This window comes from Sphingobium naphthae (genome assembly GCF_043589935.1).
In the GTDB taxonomy this organism is placed as follows: domain Bacteria; phylum Pseudomonadota; class Alphaproteobacteria; order Sphingomonadales; family Sphingomonadaceae; genus Sphingobium; species Sphingobium naphthae_A.
The window spans coordinates 2,724,338-2,748,939 of the sequence record NZ_CP171454.1 but is presented as its reverse complement, the minus strand read 5'-3'; the positions used below and the strand labels follow the sequence as shown (position 1 = coordinate 2,748,939).

At 66.4% G+C, this 24,602-nt stretch carries 24 protein-coding genes; 17 read left to right on the top strand and 7 right to left on the bottom strand.

Translation table 11 applies throughout. From position 1 onward, the window contains the following. The first annotated feature begins 41 nt into the window (after positions 1–41). The 10 genes from ACGGKE_RS13635 to ACGGKE_RS13590 all read left to right on the top strand — a co-directional run bounded on the left by ACGGKE_RS13635 (position 42) and on the right by ACGGKE_RS13590 (position 9,001). Positions 42–887: a flagellar hook-basal body complex protein gene (locus tag ACGGKE_RS13635; RefSeq protein ID WP_394438708.1), complete on the top strand. Its 846-nt coding sequence runs from the start codon at positions 42–44 to the stop codon at positions 885–887. 32 nt (positions 888–919) lie between these two features. After that, complete coding sequence (locus tag ACGGKE_RS13630; RefSeq protein ID WP_394438707.1) at positions 920–1,663, top strand: flagellar basal body rod protein FlgF; 744 nt, start codon at positions 920–922, stop codon at positions 1,661–1,663. Positions 1,664–1,780: 117 nt separating this feature from the next. Continuing rightward, positions 1,781–2,569 (top strand): flagellar basal-body rod protein FlgG, encoded by a 789-nt coding sequence (gene flgG, locus ACGGKE_RS13625; RefSeq protein ID WP_394438706.1) that lies wholly within the window; start codon positions 1,781–1,783, stop codon positions 2,567–2,569. 9 nt (positions 2,570–2,578) lie between these two features. After that, positions 2,579–3,259, top strand: a complete 681-nt coding sequence (locus ACGGKE_RS13620; RefSeq protein ID WP_228166092.1) for a flagellar basal body L-ring protein FlgH — start codon at positions 2,579–2,581, stop codon at positions 3,257–3,259. A gap of 11 nt (positions 3,260–3,270) precedes the next feature. Continuing rightward, complete coding sequence (locus ACGGKE_RS13615) at positions 3,271–4,419, top strand: flagellar basal body P-ring protein FlgI (protein ID WP_394438705.1); 1,149 nt, start codon at positions 3,271–3,273, stop codon at positions 4,417–4,419. After that, positions 4,419–4,760: a rod-binding protein gene (locus ACGGKE_RS13610; protein WP_394438704.1), complete on the top strand. Its 342-nt coding sequence runs from the start codon at positions 4,419–4,421 to the stop codon at positions 4,758–4,760. Before ACGGKE_RS13615 ends, ACGGKE_RS13610 begins: the two co-directional genes overlap by 1 nt. Next, a complete protein-coding gene (gene flgK, locus ACGGKE_RS13605; RefSeq protein ID WP_394438703.1) occupies positions 4,757–6,094 on the top strand; it encodes a flagellar hook-associated protein FlgK in 1,338 nt (445 codons plus the stop codon). Before ACGGKE_RS13610 ends, flgK begins: the two co-directional genes overlap by 4 nt. Positions 6,095–6,112: 18 nt before the next feature. Further along, positions 6,113–6,958 carry a flagellin gene (locus ACGGKE_RS13600; protein ID WP_394438701.1) on the top strand — a complete coding sequence of 282 codons (846 nt, stop codon included), beginning with the start codon at positions 6,113–6,115 and terminating at the stop codon, positions 6,956–6,958. 123 nt (positions 6,959–7,081) lie between these two features. Further along, positions 7,082–7,945, top strand: a complete 864-nt coding sequence (motA, locus tag ACGGKE_RS13595; RefSeq protein WP_228166096.1) for a flagellar motor stator protein MotA — start codon at positions 7,082–7,084, stop codon at positions 7,943–7,945. Positions 7,946–7,948: 3 nt separating this feature from the next. Then, positions 7,949–9,001, top strand: a complete 1,053-nt coding sequence (locus ACGGKE_RS13590) for a flagellar motor protein MotB (RefSeq protein ID WP_394438699.1) — start codon at positions 7,949–7,951, stop codon at positions 8,999–9,001. An 8-nt stretch (positions 9,002–9,009) separates the two neighbouring features. On the opposite strand, the gene ACGGKE_RS13585 is transcribed toward ACGGKE_RS13590, so the two are convergent. Beyond that, positions 9,010–9,900: a prephenate dehydratase gene (locus tag ACGGKE_RS13585; RefSeq protein ID WP_394438697.1), complete on the bottom strand. Its 891-nt coding sequence runs from the start codon at positions 9,898–9,900 to the stop codon at positions 9,010–9,012. 161 nt (positions 9,901–10,061) lie between these two features. Between ACGGKE_RS13585 and ACGGKE_RS13580 the strand changes: the two genes are divergently transcribed. After that, positions 10,062–10,730, top strand: a complete 669-nt coding sequence (locus tag ACGGKE_RS13580; protein WP_394438695.1) for a c-type cytochrome — start codon at positions 10,062–10,064, stop codon at positions 10,728–10,730. Positions 10,731–10,798: 68 nt separating this feature from the next. Here the strand turns inward: ACGGKE_RS13580 and ACGGKE_RS13575 are convergent, their stop codons facing one another. Genes ACGGKE_RS13575 through ACGGKE_RS13560 form a run of 4 tightly spaced genes read right to left on the bottom strand, consistent with a single transcriptional unit; the run spans position 10,799 to position 16,406 of the window. Then, positions 10,799–12,316 (bottom strand): Ppx/GppA family phosphatase, encoded by a 1,518-nt coding sequence (locus tag ACGGKE_RS13575; RefSeq protein ID WP_394438693.1) that lies wholly within the window; start codon positions 12,314–12,316, stop codon positions 10,799–10,801. Between the two features lie 8 nt (positions 12,317–12,324). Next, complete coding sequence (locus ACGGKE_RS13570) at positions 12,325–14,463, bottom strand: RNA degradosome polyphosphate kinase (RefSeq protein ID WP_394438691.1); 2,139 nt, start codon at positions 14,461–14,463, stop codon at positions 12,325–12,327. 3 nt (positions 14,464–14,466) lie between these two features. Further along, positions 14,467–15,117 (bottom strand): chromosomal replication initiator DnaA, encoded by a 651-nt coding sequence (locus ACGGKE_RS13565; protein WP_394438689.1) that lies wholly within the window; start codon positions 15,115–15,117, stop codon positions 14,467–14,469. Then, positions 15,114–16,406, bottom strand: a complete 1,293-nt coding sequence (locus tag ACGGKE_RS13560) for a heavy-metal-associated domain-containing protein (protein ID WP_394438686.1) — start codon at positions 16,404–16,406, stop codon at positions 15,114–15,116. Before ACGGKE_RS13560 ends, ACGGKE_RS13565 begins: the two co-directional genes overlap by 4 nt. 75 nt (positions 16,407–16,481) lie before the next feature. Here ACGGKE_RS13560 and purM point away from each other — a divergent pair, with 75 nt between their 5' ends. Together purM and purN are read left to right on the top strand one after the other, a co-directional pair. Beyond that, positions 16,482–17,576, top strand: coding sequence for a phosphoribosylformylglycinamidine cyclo-ligase (purM, locus tag ACGGKE_RS13555; protein WP_394438684.1), 1,095 nt, complete (start codon positions 16,482–16,484; stop codon positions 17,574–17,576). Between the two features lie 51 nt (positions 17,577–17,627). After that, on the top strand, positions 17,628–18,578 hold the full coding sequence (gene purN / locus ACGGKE_RS13550; RefSeq protein WP_394438681.1) for a phosphoribosylglycinamide formyltransferase: 951 nt from the start codon (positions 17,628–17,630) through the stop codon (positions 18,576–18,578). Positions 18,579–18,653: 75 nt separating this feature from the next. On the opposite strand, the gene ACGGKE_RS13545 is transcribed toward purN, so the two are convergent. Beyond that, entirely contained in the window at positions 18,654–19,316 is a 663-nt protein-coding gene (locus ACGGKE_RS13545; RefSeq protein ID WP_394438679.1) for an RpiB/LacA/LacB family sugar-phosphate isomerase, read from the bottom strand. A gap of 248 nt (positions 19,317–19,564) precedes the next feature. Between ACGGKE_RS13545 and ACGGKE_RS13540 the strand changes: the two genes are divergently transcribed. From ACGGKE_RS13540 to nadB, 3 genes are read left to right on the top strand one after another with little or no spacing between them, the layout of a single operon-like run. Continuing rightward, positions 19,565–20,497 (top strand): ABC transporter ATP-binding protein, encoded by a 933-nt coding sequence (locus tag ACGGKE_RS13540; protein WP_394438677.1) that lies wholly within the window; start codon positions 19,565–19,567, stop codon positions 20,495–20,497. Beyond that, entirely contained in the window at positions 20,497–20,829 is a 333-nt protein-coding gene (locus ACGGKE_RS13535) for an endonuclease domain-containing protein (protein WP_394438675.1), read from the top strand. The genes ACGGKE_RS13540 and ACGGKE_RS13535 overlap by 1 nt, the downstream gene beginning before the upstream one ends. Positions 20,830–20,832: 3 nt before the next feature. Next, positions 20,833–22,437 carry an L-aspartate oxidase gene (nadB, locus tag ACGGKE_RS13530; RefSeq protein WP_394438673.1) on the top strand — a complete coding sequence of 535 codons (1,605 nt, stop codon included), beginning with the start codon at positions 20,833–20,835 and terminating at the stop codon, positions 22,435–22,437. Between the two features lie 7 nt (positions 22,438–22,444). Here nadB and ACGGKE_RS13525 read toward each other — a convergent pair whose 3' ends face one another. Beyond that, positions 22,445–23,284 carry an alpha/beta fold hydrolase gene (locus tag ACGGKE_RS13525; RefSeq protein ID WP_394438671.1) on the bottom strand — a complete coding sequence of 280 codons (840 nt, stop codon included), beginning with the start codon at positions 23,282–23,284 and terminating at the stop codon, positions 22,445–22,447. Positions 23,285–23,454: 170 nt separating this feature from the next. Between ACGGKE_RS13525 and ACGGKE_RS13520 the strand changes: the two genes are divergently transcribed. Continuing rightward, positions 23,455–24,591 carry a serine hydrolase gene (locus tag ACGGKE_RS13520; protein WP_394438669.1) on the top strand — a complete coding sequence of 379 codons (1,137 nt, stop codon included), beginning with the start codon at positions 23,455–23,457 and terminating at the stop codon, positions 24,589–24,591. Positions 24,592–24,602: the final 11 nt, after the last annotated feature.

The window sequence follows — 24,602 nt, the reverse complement described above, 5'->3', positions numbered from 1 at the left end:
CCTTTTCACCCCCAAATCCTTTTCACCCGAGGAGCTACGCCATGACCTTCTATGTTTCGCTTTCCGGTCTCAAAGGCGCGCAGGCCGACCTGTCCGCCATCTCCAACAACGTCGCCAACGTGAACTCCACCGCCTTCAAGAAGAGCAAGGCGCAGTTCGGCGACATCTTCGCCGCCTCGCCCATGCAGACGACGCATCAGGTGGCCGGCCAGGGCGTGCGCGTGCAGGGCATCACCCAGCAGTTCACGCAGGGCACGATCGAAACCACCGACAAGACGCTGGACCTCGCCATCACGGGCGAAGGCTTCTTCACCGTCAAGGGTGAGGACGGCACCGTCAGCTATACCCGCAACGGCGCCTTTTCGGTCGATAATGACCGCTATGCCGTCGATACCACCGGTTCGCGCATCCAGGTATTCGCCGTCGACCCGGAAACCGGCGACCTCACCACCCCGCCTACGGGCGCCACGGGTCCGGGCGACCTGACCGACCTGCAGATCCCGACCACCTATATGGGCGAAGCCGATGGCGCGCAGCTGACCAGCGTGGGCGTATCGAAGGAAGGCCTGGTCTCGGCCATCTACGCCGACGGCAGCACCGTCTATCTGGGCCAGGTCGCGATGGCGTCCTTCAACAGCCTGGAAGGCCTGCGCCAGCAGGGCGACGCGCACTGGACCTCCACGGTCGAGAGCGGCAACCCGATCTTCGGCACCGCCAACGAAGGCATGTTCGGTTCGGTCAACTCCGGTTCGCTGGAACGCTCGAACGTCGACATCACCGACGAGCTGGTCCAGCTGATCGCCGCGCAGCGCAACTTCCAGGCGAACAGCAAGGCGATTGAGGCAGCCAACACGCTGACCACGACCATCGTCAACATCCGCACCTAAGCGGCCAGACGCGGGAGTAGAAGGAACAGGCCATGGACCGGCTCGTCAACACGGCACTGACGGCAATGCGCGGCGCGATGGCGCGGCAGGCGTCGATCGCGAACAACCTTGCCAATGCCAACACCGTTGGCTTTCGCGCGGAAATCGCGAATGCCGAGACGCGCTGGATCCAGGGCGACAGCTTCGACACCCGCGCCCAGGCTTCCGAGCAAGTGATCGCCGCCGACATGGCGCAAGGCGCGGTCACCGAAACGGGCAACCCGCTCGACGTGGCGCTGAACGGCGATGCTCTGCTCGCCGTCCAGGCCACCGACGGCAGCGAAGCCTATACGCGCCGCGGCGACCTCAAGGTCTCCGACAGTGGCCTGCTGACCACCGGCGACGGCCTGCCCGTCCTGGGCGAAGGCGGCCCGGTCATCCTGCCGCAGATGGACAGCGTGTCGATCGCCCAGGATGGCAGCATCTGGGGCGTGCCGCAGGGCGGCGACCCCGCCAACCCGCAGCAGGTCGACAAGCTCAAGCTGGTCAACGCCTCGGGCTCCAGCATCGCCAAAAGCAATGACGGCCTATTCCGCGAAGTGAATGGCGGCGCGCTGCCGTCCGATCCGCTGGCCACCGTCACTTCCGGATCACTGGAAGGATCGAATGTCAATTCGACCCAGGCTTTGATCGACATGATCGAGGCGAGCCGGGCCTGGGAGACCCAGGTCAAGATGATCGACACCGCCAAGCAGCTGGACGATGGCGGCGCATCGCTGATGCGCCTCGACGGCTAGGGCGGATGGTTAATATTGGCACGCCTCTTGCTTTGAAGCGTGCATAGGCAGCCTGCATAGAGGGGCTGCATCCTGGATACAGGCGATCGTCACGGATCGCGCCTCGGAGAAGTCACGATGAGCAACGCCGCCCTTCATGTCGCCCGCACCGGCCTCGACGCACAGAACACGAAGATGCGCGTGATCGCCAACAACCTGGCGAACGTCAACACGACCGGGTTCAAGAAGGACCGCGCCGATTTCGAGACGCTGGCCTATCAGCAGATCGTGCAGGCCGGCGCCAACTCTGACGCGGAAAACAAGTTCGCGACCGGGCTGAACCTGGGTTCGGGCGTGGCGCTGCAGGGCACCAGCAAGATCAACACCCAGGGCACCCTCACCCAGACGAGCAACGTGCTCGACATGGCGATCGAAGGGTCCGGCTATTTCCAGGTGCAGCAGCCCGACGGCTCCACCGCCTATACCCGCGCCGGCAATTTCAGCGTCACCGCCGAAGGCACGATCGTCACGGGCGATGGCCTGCCGCTGATCCCGCAGATCACCGTGCCCCAGGGCGCGACGTCGGTCTCGATCGGCAATGACGGCACCGTGTCGGCGACGCTGCAGGGCGAAAGCGAACCCAGCCAGCTGGGCCAGATCGAACTGGCGAGCTTCATGAACCCGTCGGGCCTGCAGTCGGTCGGCGGCAACCTGCTGGTTGAAACCGCCGCCAGCGGCACGCCGCAGGTCGGCGTCGCCGGCCTGGAAGGCCGCGGCGTCATCCGTTCGGGCTATCTGGAAACGTCGAACGTGAACATCGTCGAGGAGCTGGTCGACATGATCGAGACCCAGCGCGCCTATGAGGTCAATTCCAAGATGATCAAGGCGACCGATGAAATGCTCCAGTACGTCAATCAGAATATCTGAGCCTGATCGATGCGCCTGTCCTTCGCTCTCGTCGCCACCGTCTCGCTCGCCGCGCTCGCCGCATCCCCCGCCGATGCGCGCAAGAAGCAGCGCGAGCAGGAACGCGAATATTTCGCGCCGACCGTCGTCGCCCAGCCCGCGGCGCCCGCCGCCAATGGCTCCATCTTCCAGACTTCGGTGGGCTATACCCCGCTGACCAGCGGCGCGCGCGCCACCAGCGTCGGCGACATCATCACCATCGTGCTGGTCGAACGCACCCAGGCGTCCAAGAGCAACAGCGCCGACACCAGCCGCAGCGGCTCCTTCGGCCTGACCCCGCCGACCACCGGTGTCCTATCCAAGCTTTTTTCGGCCAGCGATGTCGCAATGGGCGGCAATAACGGCTTTACCGGCCAGGGCGCGGCGACCCAGTCGAACGCGCTGACCGGCGAAATCACCGTCACCATCGCGCAGGTCTATCCCAACGGCACGATGCTGGTGAAGGGCGAGAAGGCGCTGACCCTCAACCGCGGCGACGAATTCATCCAGATCAGCGGCCTGGTGCGCCAGGCCGACATCAGCCCGGACAACCGCATCGCCTCGACCCGCGTCGCCGATGCCAAGATCATCTACAAGGGCAAGGGCGAGATCGCCAACGCCAGCCGCCAGGGCTGGCTGCAGCGCTTCTTCTCCGCGATCAGCCCCTTCTGATGGAGAGCCAAGTGAGAGTTTTTCACCGCCTCTTTTCGATCCGTCCCCTGGGCAAAGATCGGGTCCGCGCGCTTCTCCTGACCCTGCTTGCGGCGTTCGCCTTTGCCGCCGCACCCGCTCATGCCGAGCGGATCAAGGATCTGGGCAATTTCCAGGGCGTTCGGCCCAACCAGCTGACCGGTTACGGCATCGTCGTGGGCCTCGCTGGCACTGGCGACGACAGCATCGAATATGCGACGCAGGGCATGAAGGGCGTGGTTTCGCGCTTCGGCCTCACCCTGCCACAGGGCGTCAACCCGGCGCTCAAGAACGCGGCCGCGGTGCTGGTCACGGCCGATCTTCCCGCCTTCTCCAAGCCGGGCCAGCGGCTCGACGTCACCGTGTCGGCGCTGGGCAAGGCCAAGTCGCTGCGCGGCGGCACGCTGATCATGACCCCGCTGCGCGGCGCGGACAACGAAATCTACGCGATGGCGCAGGGCAACCTGGCCGTCGGCGGCCTCGGCGTCTCGGGCGCGGACGGCAGCCAGGTGTCGGTCAACATCCCCTCGGCCGGCCGCATCCCGAGCGGCGCGACGGTCGAGCGCGCGGTCGCCACCGGCTTCGACACCGCCCCGACCCTGACCTTCAACCTGGCCGAAGCCGACCTCACCACCGCGCTGCGCGTGGCCGACGGCATCAACCGCACCTTCGGCGACAACCGAGCGAGCGCGGTCGATGCCGTGTCGGTGGCCATCGCCGCCGCGCCGGGCGCGGAACAGCGTATCATGATGATGGGCATGATCGAGAATATCGAGATCGCGCCCGCCGACGCGCCGGCCAAGGTGATCGTCAACGCCCGCACCGGCACTGTCGTCATCAACGGCGCGGTCAAGATCCATCCCGCCGCCGTTGCGCACGGAAAATTGACCGTCAGCGTCAATGAAGCACCCCGCGTCGTCCAGCCCGCGCCCTTCAGCCGAGGCCAGACAGCGATCGAGCCGTCGAGCAGCATCAGCATCGACGAACAGAAAAAACCGATGGTCAATTTTAAAGGTGGGGCGTCGCTGGCCGATATAGTCAAGGCGGTCAACGCCATCGGGGCTTCCCCGGCGGACATGGTCGCGATCCTCGAAGCCTTGAAACAGGCGGGCGCGATGAAAGCGGATCTGGTGGTGCTGTGATGCAGATAACGACGACTTCACCCACTGCCGCGAGCGGCGCAGGCGGCGCCAATCGCGCCGCGCTGGAAAAGGCCGCGCAGCAGTTCGAAGCGGTGTTCCTGCGCCAGATGATCGGCGCGATGCGCTCGGCGAGTCTCGCCGAGGGCATCACCGATTCCAGCGCCACCCAGCAATTCCAGGACATGGCCGACGCCCGCACCGCCGACGCGATGGCGAACAAGGGCGCGATGGGCATTGCCGAGCTGCTCATCAAGCAATTCGGCGCGCGTGTGCAGAACAGCCCCGCCGCGCCATCCTCTCCGGCCGCGCCTGACGGGCCGGCGCCGGCGGAGGGCGCATGAGCGACCTCTTCATCATCGGCGCATCGGGCACCAAGGCCTATCGCACCGCCATGGCGGCGATTTCGGAGAATATCGCCAATGCCGGCACCGACGGCTATGCCCGCCGCACGGTGACGACCGCGGAATCGGGCGCGTCGACCTCGACCATGTCGCTCTACATCGCGAAGGCGAATTTCGGCGGCACGCAAGTGATGGGCGTCGATCGCGCGAGCGACCCCTATCTCGACGCCACGGTGCGTTCGACCGGCATGACGCTGGGCAGCGCAACGGCGCGGCTGCGCTGGCTGACCGACGCGGAAACCGCGATGAACGACAGCAGCACGGGCGTTGGCCAGCTGATGACCAGCATGTTCCAGAATATGGAAAAGCTGGCCGCCAGCCCCAGCGACACGGCGCTGCGCGTCACCACGCTCGACAGCATCGGCCGCGTGGCCCAGGCTTTCAACCAGACCGCCGCGGACCTCAAGAATGTGTCGGCGGGCATCGCCACCGAAGCCACCGCCTCGGTTGAAACGATCAATCGCTCGCTCTCCGCTCTGGCCAATATCAACAACAGCCTGCTGCGCGCGCAGCCCGGCACGTCGGCCTATGCCCAGCTGCTCGACAGCCGCGACGCGGCGTTGCAGACGCTGTCGGAAAATATGGACGTCACGATCAGCTTCGGCGCGCGTGACAGCGCCGAAATCAGCTTTGCCGGGCAGACGCTGGTCAGCGGCAACAGCGCCGCCAGCCTGTCGGTCGCGGCCGATGACGATGGCACGCTGGCGCTCAGCCTGGGCGACGGCACGGCGCTCAGCGCGCCCGCCAACGGGACGCTGGGCGGCCTCTTCTCCGCCGCGCAGACCGTCACCGCCCGCCGCGCCAGCCTCGACACGCTGGCCGAACAGTTCGTGACCGACGTCAACGCCTGGCATGCCCAGGGCCTGACCGACGCGGGCGACGCGGGCGCGGCGCTCTTGTCCTATGGCGGCGGCGCGGCCAGCGTCGCGGCGCTGATCACCGATCCGGCGGAGCTGGCGCTCAAGTCCGCCGACGGCACGCTCAACGGCAATCTGCTGACCGTCTCCTCTACCCTGCGCGGCAGCGGCAGCGTCGAACAGAGCTGGACGTCGCTGGTCGCCACCCACGCCAATCTGCTGGGCGCGACCCAGGCCGAATATGACACCGCGACCAGCCGCAGCGACCAGGCCGTCGCCGCGCGCGAAGCGGTGAGCGGCGTCGATCTCGACATGGAGGCGGCGGACCTCTTGCGCCTGCAACAGGCCTATTCGGGCTGCGCCAAAATCCTGCAGATCGCCAAGGAAACCATCGACTCCATCCTCAACATCATCTGAGCGGCAAAGGGCTGACCCATGGTAGGCATCACCAACAAGATCATGATCGCCGAAATGCGCCGGCAACAGAAATTGTCGCAGAGCATCGTCGACGGGCAGACCGCCATTTCGACGGGCATCACGCTCAACAAGCCGTCCGACGACGCGCTCGCCTGGGTCCAGGTGTCCGACATCGGCCGCGCCCAGGCGCAGCAGGCGGCCTGGCAGGCCAATGTCAGCTATGGCACCACCCGCGCCGCCACCGCCGAATCGAACCTGTCGGAAATCAACAACCTCCTCACCCGCGCGCAGGAACTGGTGACGTCGGCCCGCAACGGGTCGCTCAACGACACCAGCCGCGCCGCCATCGTCGAGGAACTGGGGACGATCCGCACCACCATCGACGAAATGCTGAACCAGAAGGATTATCAGGGCACGCCCGTGTTCGACGAAGGGCAGAGCACGCTCGTCCCGGTCAGCCGCGGCCTCAACCTCGCGGTCGTGGGCACGCGCCAGGAAGTGTCCGCAGGGATCGACGTCGATGGCGCCGCCATGTCGATCGACGAGATACTGGCCGCCAGCATCACCGCGATCGAAGGCGGCGTCGATGCAGACATCGCCGGCGCCTTGGACGGGGTGAAGGCGGCGCAGAGCCACATCACCATCGAACAGGCGAAACAAGGCGTGCGCAGCGACCGGCTGGAGGTGATCGGCACCCGCCTCACCGACATCGACATCGACCTGACCGAACGCCGCGCGAACTTGGAATCGACCGACCTTCAGGAAGTGATCTCGCGCGTCCAGTCGCAGCTGCTGCAGCTGGAAGCCGCGCAGTCCGCCTACGCCCGGATCAACCAGCAGACGCTGTTCGACCTCATCAGCTGACCTGCGGAAAAAGGCGCCGACGTCCTAAAGCGGATGCTAACCAGTCCGTATTAACCAGAAAGGAACCAGCGTTTCGGCGCTGATGGAGCCACCGCCGCTCAGGCGCTATTTTCGGGGATATTCATGTTCGCAATCATCGGCCTTGTCGTGCTTCTGGGCATGGTGTTCGGCGGCTTCATCATCACCGGCGGCGACATCGGCCCGGTGCTCCACGCGCTTCCGCACGAAATGCTGATCATCGGCGGCGCGGCCGTCGGCGCGCTCATCATCGGCAACTCGGGCGCGGACCTCAAGGCGCTGGGCGGGGGCCTGGCCAAGGTGTTCAAGGGCCCGGCCTACAAGAAGCAGGATTTCCTCGACTGCATCTTCCTCGTCAGCAAGCTGATGAAGACGCTGCGCGTCGAAGGCCCGGTGGCGCTCGAACCCCATATCGAGGATCCGGCCAGCTCGACCATCTTTTCCGAATATCCCAAGCTGATGAAGGACAAGACGCTGATCCACCTGATCAGCGACACGCTGCGCCTGGTCGTCGTCTCGTCCGGCACGCTCGATCCGCACGCGGTCGAGGAAGTCATGGACAACTCGCTCAAGACCCATCATCACGAAGCCATCAAGCCCGCCGACAATCTGCAGGGCCTGGCCGACGCGCTGCCCGCGCTGGGCATCGTCGCCGCCGTGCTGGGCGTGGTAAAGACCATGGGCTCGATCGACCAGCCGCCTTCGGTGCTGGGCGCGATGATCGGCTCGGCGCTGGTCGGCACCTTCCTGGGCGTTCTGCTCGCCTATGGCATGGTCAATCCCTTCGCCAATCGCTGCCGCGCGGTGATCGAGGCGGACGGCGCCATCTATCATGTCGTCAAGCAGATCATCATCGCCTCGCTGCACGGCCATCCGCAGCCGCTGGTGATCGAAGCCGCGCGCTCCAGCCTCAGCCACGCGAACCAGCCGGCCTTCGCCGAAGTGTTCGACGGGATGCGGGGCAAATAAGCCATGGCCGAGAAAAAGCGCGGCGCGAACGAGCCCGAACCCCGGCCGATCATCGTCAAGAAGATCATCGTCGAAGGGCATGGCGGCCATCATGGCGGCGCCTGGAAGGTCGCCTATGCCGACTTCGTGACGGCGATGATGGCGTTCTTCCTGCTGATGTGGCTGCTGGGCGCGACCACCGAAAAGCAGCGCAAGGCGCTGGCCGACTATTTCACGCCGACCCTGGTCGAACTGAAGATGGCGTCGGCCGGATCGACCGGGCTGATGGGCGGCGACAGCCTGACGGGCAAGGATAATTATCCGACCACCGGCGGCGTCGGCAACCTGTCCATCACCATCCCGCGCGACGCCACCGGCACGAAGGACCAGGGCGGCAAGGCGATGCGCGCGGCCGACCGGCGCAAGTTCGAATCGATCAAGAAGGATCTGGAAGCCCGGATGAACCGGAAGGGCCTTTCGCGCCTGCGCAAGAATGTCCGCTTCACCGAAACCCGCGAAGGACTGCGCATCGACCTCATCGACGAAGCCGATTTCGCGATGTTCTCCATGGGCACCGACCGGCTGGTTCCCGAAGCGCGCGCGCTGGTGGGCGAAGTCGCGACCGTGCTGCAGACCATGCCCAACGACCTCATCGTGCGCGGCCACACCGACGCCCTGCCCTATGCCTCGGGCAAGTCGATGAACAATTGGCGCCTGTCGTCCGCCCGCGCGGAATCGACGCGCCAGGCGCTGGCGGACAGTGGCATCGGCAATGCCCGCTTCGCCCGGATCGAAGGCGTCGCCGACCGCGAACCCTTTGTGAAGGACAATAGCTACGACCCGCGCAACCGGCGCATGTCGATCATCCTGGGCTGGAGCCGCGGCGGCGGCAGCGGCGATGCGGACGAACCGATGGACGCCGAAACCCGCGCCGCGATCAAGGAACGCGACGACCCCCGCCGCGTCGCACAGGAACAGGCGCGCAAGCTCGACATGGGCGGCACCGGCCTCCCCGCCGGCGTCGAACTGGTAAACCCCGCCGCCAGCGGCACGTCGAGCAAGCCCGGCAAGCATTGAGGGGAGTTTCAGGTGCGGGGACGGGCCTGACGATAGCTGCCGAGCTGGCGCACCCATTTGGTGTGGAATTCCAGTTCCGCCAGCGCCCGATCGACGGCGGCGTCGCCGGGCATGCCCTCTATGTCGCAATAAAATTCGGTGGCGGCGAAGCTGGCGCCGCGCTGGTAGCTTTCCAGCTTCGTCATGTTGACGCCGTTGGTGGCAAAGCCGCCCATCGCCTTGTAGAGGGCAGCCGGCACATTCTTCACTTCAAACAGGAAGGTGGTCATGACCGGGCCGATATTGGCGACCGGCATCCTTCCTTCGCGCGCCAGCACCAGGAAGCGCGTCATATTGTCGTCGCTATCCTCGATATTTTCCGCCACCAGCCGCAGCCCGTACAGCTCGGCCGCCAGATAGGGCGCGATCGCCCCTTCCCCTGGCGTCCTGCGTTCCGCGACCAGCGCCGCCGCGCCCGCGGTGTCGGCATAGGCAACCGGCTGGATGCCGCGTTCGCGCAGATAGTGGCGGCACTGACCCAGCGCCTGCACATGGCTGACCGCGCTTTTGACCGGCGTCGCATCGGGCGCCATCAGGCAGTGGCGAATGCGCAGAAAATATTCGTCGACGATCGACAGGCCCGATTCGGGCAGCAGGAAATGCATGTCGGCGACGCGGCCGTGCAGGCTGTTTTCGATCGGGATGATTGCCCGGTCCGCCTGGCCGTTGCGCACGGCGTCGATCGCGTCCTCGAAAGCGAAGCAGGGCAGCGGCACGCAATCGGGCGCGTAGCCGAGCGCGGCAAGATGCGAATTGGCGCCGGGCGCGCCCTGATAGGCGACGGCGCGAGCGGGATCGGCAGCGGCCTTGGCAGCGAGGTCCGCGACGATCGCGCGAGCGGGAGCGGGATAATTTTCCATGAGCGCCTGCGCGCTTAGGATTTCCCCCCGCCTGGCGCAAGCACCCCGGCGCGATCAACGATCACACCGACTTGCACCAACGCGCCAGCGCCATTATGGCAGCGCACAAGAGGGGGCGCGACTGACAGCCGCCAGAACAAAAGCAAGGGAAGTCGAGCGAGATGGGCGATCGTTTCAATACCGTGGCGGGCTGGGCTTTGTTTGCGGGGATCATCGCCCTGGGTGGCGCGATCGTCAGTTCCAAATATTTCGAAGCAGAACGGCCCGAGACGATGGGCTATGCCATCGAGGGCGTGGAGGCCGAAGGCGAAGGCGGCGACAGCGGCCCCAGCCTCAACACCCTGCTGGCCAGCGCGGACGTCGCCGCGGGCGAAAAGGTGTTCGCCAAATGCGCCGCATGTCATACGGTGAACCAGGGCGGCGCCAACGGCATCGGTCCCAATTTGTGGGATACGGTGGGCGAAGCGATCGCCGTGGGCAAGGGGGGCTTCGCCTTCTCCGACGCGCTCAAGAGCAAGGGCGGCGAGTGGACTTTCGAGAATCTGGACCATTGGCTCAAGAGCCCGCGTGAATTCGCGCCCGGCACCAAAATGACCTTTGCGGGCCTCGGCAATCCGGCCGATCGCGCCAATCTGATCGCCTGGCTCAATACCCAGGGCTCCAACCTGCCGCTGCCCGCGCCCGATGCCGCGCCGGCCGAGGCGAGCGCCAGCCCGGCCGAAGCGGCGGGCAATGCCACCAATGCGGCGGAAAGCGTCGAGGGTGCGGCGCCCGCCAGCGCCGCCACCGCCGGCGGGCCAGCGACGCCGACGACGGGCGAGAGCGAATAGGCACGGGGCGGGCGCGACGCTGGCCGCGCCCATCCTGAACAGCGCGCGATGGGCAGGATCTGCGCCGGTCAGCCTTCCAGCATGCGATATTTGAGGCCCATCGCCTGGGCAAGGTGGCGCAGCCGGCGCTCGACCGCTTCGCCATAGAGATCCGCATCATCGTCGCGCAGGGACAGGTCGATGCAGTCGTCCTGCCGGCCAAGCCGCGACACGGCCAGCGGACCTTCCACCCCGCCCGACAGCCGCTGCGCCAAGCGAATGGCGAGGCCCCATAGCGCGGCGCGATGCAGCCGATCGCCGGTCGCGATCCGCTCCAGCCCCGGCAGCGCGTCGATCCCGCCGCCGAAATGGCTGTGCAGGGCCTGACCCAGCATCGCCCGCTCGCACGCGTTGATCCCGACCCAATTGCTGTGCAGCGCGATTTCCACCCCGCGTTCGGCGCGGAAATCGGGATTGGCGCGCCAGCCGACATCGGCGAGCAGGCAGGCGGCGCGGCGGATGCGGCGGCCAGCGGCGTCATCATCCGGGAAGAGCGGCGCGATCCAGCGATCGATGCGATCGCCATGGCCCCGAAAACGCGCCTGCGCCTCCCCTTCCGCCTCGGCCGCGACCAGCAGCGGATCATGCGCGCGGATGTCGGGCGGCAGCGCGTCGTAGAGCAGGCCTTCGCGCAGGCCATAGGCGGACACGACGAGGCTGCTGGATTTGAGCTGACGCACCACCACGGAGAGCAGGGCCGCCGCATCCGGCAGCGTCGGCACGCGCGACCCGGTCATCGCCGGGATCCGCTTCAGCCGCGCCCTGTCGACATGAGAAACGATGCGGGTGAGTTGCTCGGCGCGGGTCGAGGTCATCTCATATTGGTGGACGACCGGCAGCGGGAAATGGGTGAGTTGCATGTCGAAGCGCGCGAGCGCGCGCCAGGAGCCGCCGACCATGTAGAAAGGCAGGCCGGGTTCGGGCTGCCAGCCGGCCCTTTCCAGCATCTTGGCGACGCAGCGCTCCAGCGCGCGCGGCCCCTTGGCGCGAATCTGCGGCAGGCGCAGCACGCCCAGCGGCAGCGAGATGGTCTGCTCCACCGCGCCGCCACGCACCCGCGCCAGCTCCAGACTGCCGCCGCCCAGGTCGCCGACGATCCCGTCCGCGCCGGGGATGCCCGACAACACGCCCATGGCCGCGCCGATCGCTTCCTGCGCGCCGGTCAGAAGCTCGACGGTCAGGCCCATATCCCTGGCGCGGGCGATGAAGTCGCCGCCATTGGTCGCGTCGCGCACCGCGGCGGTGGCCACGCAGCGAATGTCGGCTACCTTCATCGACCGGCAGAGATGCGCGAAGCGACCGATCGCGCGCAGGCCGCGCTCCATCGCCTCGGGCTCGATCGCGCCGGTGCGGGCGAGCGAGGCGCCGAGCCCCGCCATCACCTTTTCGTTGAACAGGATGAAGGGGATGCGGCGTGGGCCGTCATAGATGACCAGCCGCACGCTGTTCGACCCGATGTCGATGATCGCGGTGCGCGCATGGGCCGGCTCGGGCGATGTCACCATCTGTTCGGCGGCAGCGCGCACGCGGCTCAGCATCGAATTCATGCGCGCCTTCAGCCTCCGCTGCTCAGCCGCAAGGTGGGCACGGCGTCGCTGTCGAGCGCCGCGCCGCGCCCGGATAGCGACGGGTTGGTCATGAAATAGCGGTGCAGGTTGAACGGCTTGTCGCCCGGCTCCACCCGGCTGTAATGGCCTTCGCTGTCCAGTTCCCAGCTTTGTTCGGTGTCGATGAGATTGGCGACCATCACCTGGTCGACAATCTGGTCATGAACCGTCTTGTTTTCGACCGGCGCCAGAAATTCGACCCGGCGGTCGAAGTTGCGCGGCATCCAGTCGGCCGAGCTGATATAGACCCGCGCGCCATTGTTGGGCAGCGCCTTGCCATTGCCGAAGACGGTGATGCGGCTATGTTCGAGGAAGCGGCCGACCACCGACTTTACCCGGATATTCTCCGACATGCCCGGAACGCCCGGGCGCAGGCAGCAGATGCCGCGCACGATCAGTTCGATCCGCACGCCCGCATTGCTGGCGGCGTAGAGTTTTTCGATGATGGCGGGATCGACCAGGCTGTTCATCTTGGCCCAGATGGTGCCGGGCCGGCCGGCGCGGACATGGTCGATTTCCGCATCGATCAGTTGGCAGAGCCGGTTGCGCAGGTCGCGCGGGCTCATCACCAGCTTTTCCAGCGCCTGCGGCTCGACATAGCCGGTGATGTAGTTGAACAGCGCGGCGGCGTCGCGGCCATAATCGGGATCGGCGGTGAAGAAGCTGAGATCGGTGTAGATGCGCGCGGTGATCGGGTGGTAATTGCCTGTGCCGAAATGGCAATAGGTGCGGAACTGTTCACCTTCGCGGCGGACGACCATCGACACCTTGGCATGGGTTTTCCAGTCGATGAAGCCGTAGACCACCTGCACGCCCGCGCGCTCCAGCGCGTCGGCCCACATGAGGTTCTGCTCCTCATCGAACCGCGCCTTCAGTTCCACCACCGCAGTGACGGACTTGCCCGCTTCGGCCGCGTCGATGAGCGCACGGATGATCGCCGACTGCTTGCCGGCGCGATAGAGCGTCTGCTTGATCGCGACCACGTCAGGATCGGACGCCGCCTGCTTCAGGAAGGAGATGACGACGTCGAATGCTTCGTAGGGATGATGGACGACGATGTCCTTGGCGCGGATCGCGGCGAAGCAATCCCCGCCATATTCCCGGATGCGCTCGGGGAAACGCGGCGCATAGGGCTCGAACTTAAGGTCGGGCCGATCCTCGTCGACGATGCCGCTCAGGTCGCCGATGCCGACAAAGCCCTCCACTTCCTCGATGATCGCGTCATGGCCCTGCAGCATGTCCTGCAGCATTTCCTCGACCGGCTCGGGAATGCGCTCCTCTATCTCCATGCGAATGACGCGGCCGCGCCGGCGGCGCTTGATGGCGCTGCGGAAATAGCGGACCAGATCCTCGGCTTCTTCCTCGATTTCGATGTCGCTGTCGCGGATGATGCGGAACACGCCGCTGTTGCGGACCCGGTAGCCGGGGAAAAGATCAGCGGAAAAGCGGCGGATCACCGCTTCCAGCGCCATATAGCGAGCGGGATCGCCCGGCACGCGCACAAAGCGCGCCAGCGAGGAGGGGATCATCACCAGCTCGCGGATCGGCTGCTTGTCCGACAGCCGCTCCAGATCGAACACGATCGAGAGCCCCTGATTGGGGATGAAGGGGAAGGGATGCGCCGGATCGAGCGCCTGGGGCGTGAGGATCGGGAAGATCTGCGTCAGGAAATGTTCGCGCAGCCAGGCGGCGCAGACCGTGTCCATCTCCGCCGACGGGCCGATCACCTCGACGCCGACCTGAGTCAGCTCGCCATGCAGCGCACCCCAGACCTTCTGCTGCGCGCGCATCAGCGTGCCGGTGGTTTCGGTGATCGCCGCCAGCTGCTGCGCCGGGGTCAGCCCGTCGGCCGAGCGCATGTCGACATTCTGCAGCTGCTGCCCCTTGAGTCCGGCGACGCGCACGGAGAAGAATTCGTCGAGATTGGCCCCCGAGATCGACAGGAAGCGCAGTCGCTCCAGCAGCGGATGCGCCCGGTTCATCGCTTCCTCCAGCACGCGCTGGTTGAAGGCCAGCCAGGACAGCTCGCGGTTGAAATAGCGGTCGCCGGGCAGCGACAGATTGGCGATGGGATCGGCTTCGGCCACGGATTACTCGCGCTGCGCTGAGGGAGGATCGGAGGGGACTATAGGCAGGATGCCCGCAGATTGCAGGACCTGTTTCGCCATTGGGATGGAAATTTTGCGTCCAGATGACAAAGCCGCGCGGTCGAGCAGCCGGGTGACGTCGGCAATGGCGGCGTAGGACCGATCGATCCGGCGCGCCAGCCAGTCCGGCAGGTCGGGGGCATAGCCCGCGCCAGCGGCATCGAAATTGCGCTGGATGAGAGCGCGGGTCAGCGCCTCGTCCGGCGGGTCGATCGCGACATGGGGGACCGCGGCGAGGCGCGAGCGCAGGTCCGGCAAGGCGACGGGCCAGCTGGCGGGCGGCGCCTGCCCCACCAGCAGCAGCGGGCGCTGGTCGGTCTGCGCGGCGTTCCAGGCGTGAAACAGCCGATGATCCTCCACCGGGGTCGCCGTCCCCTGCGCGTCGTCGATGACGGTCCCACCGCTCATCCGCGCGAACTGGCGCGCCAAAGTCGAGCGCCCGGATCGCGGCGGGCCGATCAGCACGGCGACAGAGAGAGGCCAGGTGCGCCACCTCTCCAGAAAGGCGACGGCGATGCGGTTGGCCTCGCTGACCAGAAAATCGCCCTCGCCCTGCCCTTCATGGCCTTCGAAAGGAAGGCTGATCTGGCTCATTGCGCCGGCGGCGGCGCCTGTCGCCGCGTGATGCGGAGCGTGGTGCCGGACACCGCGACCTGATAGCCGCGCGCCTGCAGGCCGGCGCGAAGCATGTCGACGCTGCCATCGAACCCGACCTGCATGACCGACGTGCCGCCCAGCGCCAGGCTGGTGGTCGATGCCGACCGCACGCCCGGGATCGACCGGATCGCCGATTCGCCCGCGCCAACCGAGCTGACATCGGGCGTGTCGAACTGGATCGAGAAAGTGCCGGTCGCGCTGGCGCCGGGCACCGGCACGTCGATCGCCTCGATCGGCGCTTCGACCGCATTCTCGATCTCCAGCGTTTCGGGATCGACCGGCTCCTCGATGATGAGCGAGGGATCGGGGCGGAGGCGGCCGTCATTGAGCGCGCCGGTGTAGAGCGCGTCGATCCGCTTCGCCCCTTCGTCCAGCATCTGCGCAATGCCGCTGGCGTTGGATGCGCGCAGCGAGAAGCTGCCGATCAGGCTGTTGTCCGGGCCATAGCGCGCGGTGAAGGTCGCAATGACCGGCCCGCCGGGCCAGGCGCGCTCCAGCCGCGCGATCGGGATGACGACGTCGGCCGCGCCATATTGGTCGAGCAGCACGCGCCACCACAGGCGGCCGCGTCGGCCGATCTGGCCAGCATTGAGCAGGATCGGGTCGGCGATGGAGCCGGCGACGCGGACATAGTCGATCGCGCTTTCGCCGGTGCGATAGCGTGCCCAAGCCTTCTGCCATTCATTGGTGCGCTCGTAGGATACGGCCGATCCGCCGTCCCACAGCACCGGGATGACCAGCAGCGGCGGCGAGCGGCGGACATTGCCCGATACGCCCAGCAACTGCCCTGTGCGGGCGCGGTCGAACATGACGCCCAGCGTCGCGACATAGCGGGTCGGGCCGACCTGCTCCTGCTCGATCTCGATGCCGGAAATCATCGCCTCCAGCTGCGAATCGGACAGGGCCGGCGCGCCGGCGCCGCCATGGGTGCGGCTCCACAGCATCCGCCAAGCCTGCCGCTGCGCCATGCGCCAGCCGGCGAAGCGCGCGCTGTCGGCATCCTTCGCCTGCACGTCGACCTTGACGCCCGTCACTTCGAAGTCGCCGCCGCTCGCGATCGGCGGGACGCCGCGCTCCCCCTCCATCTGCGCGAAGAGGGCGGCGGCGAGCAGCCCCAGCGCGATGGCGATCGCGATCTGCACCGGCCGGGACAGCAGGCGCAACAGCGCCGCGGGCCTGAACTTGGCGAGGGATCGGGGGCGGGACAGGGTCGGGCTGAGGCTCACGCGCGCCCTTTTGGCGTTTATTGGCCGGGATGCCAAGCTTCCGTTTTGCGCCTCATTGTTCTAGGGGCGCAGATCATGAGCGACAACGAATCCTACAGCTACGCCAAGGCAGGCGTCGACATCGCCGCGGGCAACGCCCTCGTCCGCGCCATCGCGCCCCTGGCCAAGGCCACCCGCCGCCCCGGCGCCGACGCGGACCTGGGCGGTTTCGGCGGCTTTTTCGACCTCAAGGCCGCGGGCTATGACGATCCGCTGCTGGTCGCGGCCAATGACGGCGTGGGCACCAAGCTGAAGCTGGCGATCGACCATGGCCGGCATGATGGCGTGGGCATCGACCTGGTCGCCATGTGCGCCAACGACCTGATCGTGCAGGGCGCCGAGCCGCTCTTCTTCCTGGACTATTATGCCACCGGCCGGCTGGAGAGCGGCGTCGCCGAGCGCGTCATCGCCGGCATCGCCGAGGGCTGCCGCCAGGCGGGCTGCGCGCTGATCGGGGGCGAAACCGCCGAAATGCCGGGCATGTATGCCGATGGCGACTATGACCTGGCCGGCTTCTGCGTCGGCGCGGTGGAACGGTCCAAGGCGCTGACCGGCAACAAGGTGAAGGCGGGCGACGCGCTGATCGGCCTCGCCTCCTCTGGCGTGCATTCGAACGGCTATTCGCTGGTCCGCCGCCTCGCCGCCGACAAGGGTTGGAAGCTGGATCGCCCCGCCCTGTTCGACCAGGATGTGCTGCTGATCGACGCATTGATGGCGCCGACCAAAATCTATGTGAAGAGCCTGCTGCCGCTGGTGCGCGCGGGCCTGATCAACGCGCTCGCCCATATCACCGGCGGCGGCCTGCTGGAGAATGTCCCGCGCGTCCTGCCCGAAGGCGCGCATGCGATGATCGACGCCGACGCGTGGGACCAGCCGCGCCTGATGGCGTTCCTGCAAGCGCAGGGCAATATCGAGCCGGAGGAAATGGCGCGCACCTTCAACTGCGGCGTCGGCATGGTGCTGGCGGTGGACGAGGCGCATGTCTTAGCCGTCTGCCACGCGCTGGAGGATGCCGGCGAGACCGTGTTCCGCATCGGCGCGGTGCAGGAGGGCGAGAAGGGCTGCACCGTCAGGGGCAGCGCGGAGACGTGGAGCGCGAAGGCCGGCTGGTCGGCGACGCATCTGGGCTGACAATCCGAATCGTCCGTGCTGAGTAGGGACCGACGAACGGAGTTTTCTGACATGGCCAAAGCGAAAGTCGGCGTCCTGATTTCCGGCCGGGGATCGAACATGGCGGCCTTGCTCTACGCGGCCAAGGCCGAGACATGCCCCTATGAGATCGTGCTGGTCGCCGCCAATGATCCCGACGCGCCAGGCCTGGCGCTGGCGGCGGCGGAAGGCATCGCGACCTTCGCGCACAGCCACAAGGGGCTGAAGCGCGCCGAATTCGACCGGATCATCGACGCGCAACTGCGCGCGGCGGGCGCGCAATATGTCGCGCTGGCCGGCTATATGCGGCTGCTCTCGCCCGAATTCGTGTCCGGCTGGGAGCAGCGGATGCTCAACATCCATCCCAGCCTGCTGCCCAAATATAAGGGGCTCGACACACACCAGCGCGCGATCGACGCGGGCGACGCCCATGCCGGATGCTCGGTCCATATCGTCACCGCCGAACTGGATGACGGCCCGGTGATCGGCCAGACGAAGGTCGCGATCCTGCCCGGCGACACGGCCGGCAGCCTGGCGGCGCGCATCCTGATCGCCGAGCATCAGCTATATAGCCGCACCCTGGCCGATTTCGTCACGCGCGATCGCCAGCCCGACTGGCTGCTGAACCGAGTGCGCGAAATCGCGCTGGGACTGCCGCAGGCGGATGAGGTGGTGTCACATGGCATGCCCTGCTTCGGCATCGAGAAGGGCAAGAAATTCGCCTGGTTCACGCGCGACCATCATGGCGACGGCATCATCGCGGTGCTGGTCAAGACCACGGCGCCCGACGAACAGGCGACGCTGATCGAGGCCGATTCGGCGCGCTATTATCGCCCGGCCTATTTCGGCGACGACTGGGTCGGCATCCGCCTGGACCTGGGCGACAATGACTGGGACCATATCGCCGGGCGGCTACGCGCCAGCTGGCGGCAGATCGCGCCGAAGAAGCTGCTGGGCCTGATGGACATCGCCGAAGAATTCTGACGGTCTGACGTTTACAAAGGCCCTGTCAATTCGGGGTCAGGCCGGGCGGCGCGAACGCCGCCCGGCCTGCCGGCATCAGGCGTCGGCCAGCGCCGGCGCGCCTTCCAGCACGCCCTTCACATAGTCGCGAATGGCTTCGTCCTGCGCATTGGCGAAGAAATGGTCCTGGAACTGGGCGCCGGCGATCGCCGCCTTGACCAGATCCTGGTCGACCGACTTGAGGACGGTGACCATGTCCTTGCACGACGCGTCCTTCAGCGACTTCAGGATACCGCGGTTCTTCGCCATGATCTCCGCGCGCTCCTTGGGATAGCCAAGGCCGCGCTCACCTTCGAACAGCTTGCGATAGACGTCCTGCAGGTTGAGCTCGGCCGCCCAGCCAAAGCCCTTGGCATAAGGCATGGAGATCGCGTTGCCGTCGTTGATCTGCGCGAACAGGAAGGCGTCGGTGGGATCGATCACCAGGCCGCAGAACACGCCGGGCATGGCGTTGCAGGCCAGCATCGAACCCATGCCGGTGCCGCAGCCGGTGACGACGAAATCGGCCGCCCTGGAATTCAGCAGGATGCCCGCCAAGATGCCGTTCATGACATAGGTCAGCGAAGCTTCATCCTCCGCCGTATACATGCCATAGTTGAACACCTGGTGGCCGAGCGGCTCGGCAACGGCGGTCAAGGCCGTGTGGATCGTCGCATTCTTGGCCGCCTGGCTGTTTTCCGTAATCAGGGCGATTTTCATCAATAGTCTCCAGATGAGAGGCGGATGGAGGAAGGACCGCAGGCGGTGCGGGCTTTTGGAACCTGCGCCCACACCTTGGGAAACACCTTCTACACGAAAAGCGCCGCGGCGAAACTCCGTCTGCGCTGCATTTGGCTCCTTTAGCGGTGGAGCGCAGCGGAACTCGATCGCGAGCGCATGCCCAGCGCCCCTACCCGCAACTCGCCCGCCCTCTTTCCTTCTTCGTCCGCCATCCCCATAGAGCAGGCATGACCGACAGCTCCCACCCGACCGCCGCTATCGAGATCCGCAACCTCACCAAGGTGTACAAGGGCGGCAAGCGCGCGCTTGACGGCATCGACCTCACCATCCCGCGCGGGCAGATCTACGGCCTGCTCGGTCCTAATGGCGCGGGCAAGTCGACGACGATCAACATCCTGGCCGGCATGGTGAACAAGACGGCAGGCGAGGTGCGCATCTGGGGCTTTGACATCGACGTCAATCCGCGCAACGCCAAGAATTCGATCGGCATCGTGCCGCAGGAAATCGTCTTCGACCCCTTCTTCACGCCGCTGGAGACGCTGGACAATCAGGCCGGCTTCTATGGCGTCCCCAAGGAGAAGCGCCGGTCGATGGAGTTGCTGCGCGCGGTGCATCTGGATGACAAGGCGAACGCCTATGCCCGCACCCTGTCGGGCGGCATGAAGCGCCGCCTGCTGGTCGCCAAGGCGATGGTGCATTCGCCCCCGATCCTGGTGCTGGACGAGCCCACCGCGGGCGTCGACGTGCAACTGCGCCAGCAACTGTGGGAATATGTGCGCGAACTGAACGCGATGGGCGTCACTATCGTGCTCACTACCCATTATCTGGAGGAAGCCGAGGAGTTGTGCGACCGCATCGGCATCATCAACCATGGCAAGGTGATCACCGACAAGCCGACCCGCGAGCTGATCGCCATGGCGCAGGAAAAGGTGGTGCAGGTGACGGTGGACCGCGACCTTGTCACCACGCCGGACGCGCCCTGTTTCGAGAAGGTCGAACTGACCGGCGAGCGCACCCTCACCATCACCTACAGCAAGGACCGGGCCAATGCGGGCCAGGTGCTGAGCGCGGTGCAGGCGAGCGGCCTGTCGATCGTGGACGTGGTGACTCGCGACCCGGACCTGGAGGATGTGTTCCTGCACCTGACGGCGGCGGCATAGTGACGGACGCAGCGCCCTCTTCTGTTCCCCCTCCCGCAAGCGGGAGGGGGCCAGGGGGTAGGCCAGTGCCACATTTCGCGCCGCCTGCCACCGCTCGCGCAAAATCGCTTCGCCATAACCAAATTATCGAACTGGACAGCGCCAGTCACGGCAACAATGCAGGCCATGACGCACGGCTGGACGAATATCGCCGTACATGTGGCTTTGAAATCTTGCGCTTTTCCAATGCAGATGTGATGGGAAATCTTGAAGGCGTAGTGTCACATATCAGCGCAGTCCTTGCGCGACTGCCCACCCCCTGCCCCTCCCGCAAGCGGGAGGGGGGAAAGTAGTATATGCCCACCATCACTCATGACGTCATCATCATCGGTTCCGGCGCGGCGGGGCTGACGGCTGCGATCAACCTGGCGCAGGATCGCAAGGTGCTGGTGCTGGCCAAGGGGGCGCTGGATGGCGGGTCGACCAACTGGGCGCAGGGCGGCATCGCCGCAGTGCTGGATGCCGGCGACAGTTTCGAGGCGCATGTCCATGACACGATGGTCGCGGGCGCAGGGCTCAACAATCTCGATACGGTGCAGTTCGTCGTGTCCGAAGCCCCGGCCGCAATCGAGCGGCTGGCGGAGCTGGGCGTGCCCTTCAATGGCGGGGAAGCGTTCGGCAAGCGCTGGGACCTGACGCGCGAGGGCGGGCATAGCCACAGGCGCATCGTCCATGTCGACGACGCCACCGGCCAAGCGGTGCAGGTCGCCCTGCTCAAGGCCGCGCGCGCCAATCCCAACATCATGCTGATGGAGGATATGGTCGCGATCGACCTCATCACATCCCGCCACGGCGAACGCTATTCGGGCGACGGGCATGTGTGGGGCGTCTATGCCTTCAACAAGCGGACCGGCCATGTCGACGCGCTGCTGGGCAAGGCGACGATTTTGTGCACCGGCGGTGCGGGGCGCACCTATCTTTTCTCCACCGCGCCGCGCGGCGCGACGGGCGACGGCATCGCCATGGCCTGGCGCGCGGGTTGCCGCGTGTCCAACATGGAAATGAACCAGTTCCACCCGACCTGCCTCTATAATCTGGAGGTCAAGAATTTCCTGATCACCGAAGCGGTGCGCGGGGAAGGCGGGCATCTGAAGCTGCCGCCCGGCGTGCCGGGCGGGGGCGAGCGCTTCATGCCGCGCTTCGACGATCGCGCCGAACTCGCCCCGCGCGACATCGTGGCTCGCGCGATCGACCATGAAATCAAGCGGCTAGGCCTGGATTATGTGCATCTGGACATCAGCCACAAGCCGCCGGAGTTCGTGAAGCACCATTTCCCGACCATCTATGCGCGGCTGCTCGACCTCGACATCGACATCACCAGGGAGCCGATCCCGGTCGTCCCGGCGCAGCATTATACCTGCGGCGGCGTCATCATCGACCTGGATGGCCGCACCGACCTGCCCGGCCTCTATGCCGCGGGCGAAGTGACCGAAAGCGGGCTGCACGGCGCCAATCGCCTGGCGTCCAATTCGCTGCTGGAATGCTTCGTCTTTGGCGAGGCGGCGGCGCGGCACATCCGCGCCCATTGGGACGAACTGCCAGCGCCCCCGCCGATCCGCCCCTGGGACGAAAGCCGCGTCAGCAACAGCGACGAGGAAGTCATCGTCCAGCATAACTGGAAGGAAATCCGCCGCTTCATGTGGGACTATGTGGGGATCGTGCGCACCACCAAGCGGCTGGAGCGGGCGCAGCACCGCATCGACCTGCTGTCGCGGGAAGTGGACGATTATTACGGCAATTTCCGCGTGACGCCCGATCTGATCGAATTGCGCAACTTGCTGGAGGTGGCGCGGCTGGTCGTGCGGTCGGCGCTCCACCGCAAGGAAAGCCGGGGGCTGCACTATACGTTGGATTATCCCGAGACATTGCCGCAGGCGATTGACACGGTGCTCGCCCCCTGACCGCCGGTCAGCCGCGCAGGAAATCCTTGAGCAGCGCATGGAATCGGGCGGGCTGGTCGGCCATCACCATATGGCCGCTGGGACCGACCGATTTCAGCACCGCGCCCTTTGCCCCGGCATAGGCGGCGCGAAAGCGGCGGGTGATGGCGGCGGCCTGTTGCGGGTCCGATCCGACGGCATAGACGACTTCGAGTGGGGCGGAGAGGCGCGGCAGTTGCGGCCCGAGGTCTATATTGGCGAGGTCGCGCAGCGCGTTGGCGATCACGTCGGGATCGCTGCCCTTCGCGCCGGGCGCCTGCGCCACCATCTGCGCCAGATAGCGCCGCCCCGCCACCGTCCCGGTCAGATAGCCGCTGAGTTGATCAGCCAGGAAACCCAGGCCGCTTGCGGTGCCGCCCACCATCGCGGCCCCCGCGGGAAGCATGTCCACCACCATCACGCGGCCCGCACGCCCCTTGAGCGCCAGCATCAACGCAAGCGTGCCGCCCATGGAATGACCGACGACCGCCGGGCGCTTCAGGCCCGCCGATGTGACATAGCGCGCGATTTCGTCCGCCAGCGGCTGGATCAGCGGGCCGCCGCCATTGGCGTCGCTGGCCAGACCCGCAAAGCCGCGGACATGAACGAGGTGGAAGCGATAGCCGGGCAGCGCCGCCAGCACGCGGTTCCAGATGCCAGGGCCACTGGCAAGGCCAGGTATCAGCAGCACGTCTCGCCCCGCGCCCCGCACCGTCACCGCGATCCTGCGCGACGCGAAGGGGGCCGCTAGCGCGTCGCCCGTCCACAAGGTCAGCCCGGCGGCCGCTGCGCCGAGCAGCAGCGCTCGCCTGTCCATTCCGATGCTCATCGCGCCGCTATTGCCTGATCGGCCCTGAACCGCAACTGAGCATCCTGCTCTGGATCAAGGGGTTGCGCTGTTCAGCCTCCCTCCATCGCATTTGTGGAATCATTCGTCGCATCGATATTGCCGCACGGGCGCTGGGCGGCCCGTATGGCATCAAGAGTGCGGGGAATGTCATGACATCGAATGAAAGCCGGGGCGCAACCACGCGCCTTGTCCTGTTGATCGCAGCGCTGTCCGCCTGTGTCAGCGCGCCCGAACGCCCGCGCGCGCAGGCGGCCGCGGCAACACCGCAAAAGCCCCAGCCCACCACCAACAGCTGGCCGATCCGGCAGGTCGCCAATCCGCCGCAACCCTATCAGAATGTCGACCAGACCGAAGCGCCGCCCCCCGCGCTGGTCAGCGTCATCCGCAATCTGGGCCAGAGCTTTCGCGGCAAGGTTGGCATCGCGGTGCGCCGGGTGGGCGCGGACTGGACCGTCGCATGGAACGGCAATGCGCTGTTCCCGCAGCAGAGCGTGTCGAAACTGTGGGTCAGCATGACCTTCCTCGATGCGGTCGACCGGGGCAAGCTGCGCCTGACCGACACCACCACCATCACGCGCAACGACCTGACCCTGTTCCATCAGCCCAGCGCCGCGCTGGTGGCGCGGGACGGCGGCTGGACCACCAGCTATTCCGACCTGATGCGCCGCGCGATGACGCAGAGCGACAATACCTGCAACGACGCGCTGCTGCGCGCAGCGGGCGGACCCGATGCGGTGCGCGGCTTCCTGGCGCGGCGGATGATCAAGGATATTCGCTTTGGTCCGGGCGAGCGGCTGCTGCAATCGGCAACGGCGGGGCTCGACTGGCGGCAGGATTATGCGCTGGGCCGCAACTTCTACGCCGCGCGCGCCAAGCTGCCCATGTCGGTGCGGGTGAAGGCGCTCGACAATTATCTTGCCAATCCGCCGGACGGCGCTGCGCCCAGTTCGATCGTCGCGGCGCTCGCCAAGCTGAAGCAGGGCGACATGCTGTCGCCTGCATCGACCCGGCTGCTGCTGAACGTGATGAGCGAGGCGAAGACTGGGCCGCAGCGGGTGAAGGGCGGCGTGCCGGCGGGATGGCATTATCTGCACAAGACCGGCACGGGGCAGGACCTGCCCCCGCGATCGACGGGCTATAATGATGTCGGCATCATGACCGCGCCCGACGGCACCAGCTATGCGGTCGCCGTCATGATCGGATCGACCACCGTGCCGATCCCCGAACGCTGGGCGCTGATGCAGGCGGTAGCGAAGGCGGTCGCGGCCAACCACGAGACGCGGTAGCGGGCTGGAGG

Bases quoted from the DNA above. Each gene is read 5' to 3' on its own strand.
- ACGGKE_RS13635 (WP_394438708.1), top strand. From the start codon at position 42: ATGACCTTCTATGTTTCGCTTTCCGGTCTCAAAGGCGCGCAGGCCGAC.
- ACGGKE_RS13630 (WP_394438707.1), top strand. From the start codon at position 920: ATGGACCGGCTCGTCAACACGGCACTGACGGCAATGCGCGGCGCGATG.
- flgG (WP_394438706.1), top strand. From the start codon at position 1,781: ATGAGCAACGCCGCCCTTCATGTCGCCCGCACCGGCCTCGACGCACAG.
- ACGGKE_RS13620 (WP_228166092.1), top strand. From the start codon at position 2,579: ATGCGCCTGTCCTTCGCTCTCGTCGCCACCGTCTCGCTCGCCGCGCTC.
- ACGGKE_RS13610 (WP_394438704.1), top strand. From the start codon at position 4,419: ATGCAGATAACGACGACTTCACCCACTGCCGCGAGCGGCGCAGGCGGC.
- flgK (WP_394438703.1), top strand. From the start codon at position 4,757: ATGAGCGACCTCTTCATCATCGGCGCATCGGGCACCAAGGCCTATCGC.
- ACGGKE_RS13600 (WP_394438701.1), top strand. From the start codon at position 6,113: ATGGTAGGCATCACCAACAAGATCATGATCGCCGAAATGCGCCGGCAA.
- motA (WP_228166096.1), top strand. From the start codon at position 7,082: ATGTTCGCAATCATCGGCCTTGTCGTGCTTCTGGGCATGGTGTTCGGC.
- ACGGKE_RS13590 (WP_394438699.1), top strand. From the start codon at position 7,949: ATGGCCGAGAAAAAGCGCGGCGCGAACGAGCCCGAACCCCGGCCGATC.
- ACGGKE_RS13585 (WP_394438697.1), bottom strand. From the start codon at position 9,900: ATGGAAAATTATCCCGCTCCCGCTCGCGCGATCGTCGCGGACCTCGCT.
- ACGGKE_RS13580 (WP_394438695.1), top strand. From the start codon at position 10,062: ATGGGCGATCGTTTCAATACCGTGGCGGGCTGGGCTTTGTTTGCGGGG.
- ACGGKE_RS13575 (WP_394438693.1), bottom strand. From the start codon at position 12,316: ATGAATTCGATGCTGAGCCGCGTGCGCGCTGCCGCCGAACAGATGGTG.
- ACGGKE_RS13565 (WP_394438689.1), bottom strand. From the start codon at position 15,117: ATGAGCCAGATCAGCCTTCCTTTCGAAGGCCATGAAGGGCAGGGCGAG.
- purM (WP_394438684.1), top strand. From the start codon at position 16,482: ATGAGCGACAACGAATCCTACAGCTACGCCAAGGCAGGCGTCGACATC.
- purN (WP_394438681.1), top strand. From the start codon at position 17,628: ATGGCCAAAGCGAAAGTCGGCGTCCTGATTTCCGGCCGGGGATCGAAC.
- ACGGKE_RS13545 (WP_394438679.1), bottom strand. From the start codon at position 19,316: ATGAAAATCGCCCTGATTACGGAAAACAGCCAGGCGGCCAAGAATGCG.
- ACGGKE_RS13540 (WP_394438677.1), top strand. From the start codon at position 19,565: ATGACCGACAGCTCCCACCCGACCGCCGCTATCGAGATCCGCAACCTC.
- nadB (WP_394438673.1), top strand. From the start codon at position 20,833: ATGCCCACCATCACTCATGACGTCATCATCATCGGTTCCGGCGCGGCG.
- ACGGKE_RS13525 (WP_394438671.1), bottom strand. From the start codon at position 23,284: ATGAGCATCGGAATGGACAGGCGAGCGCTGCTGCTCGGCGCAGCGGCC.
- ACGGKE_RS13520 (WP_394438669.1), top strand. From the start codon at position 23,455: ATGACATCGAATGAAAGCCGGGGCGCAACCACGCGCCTTGTCCTGTTG.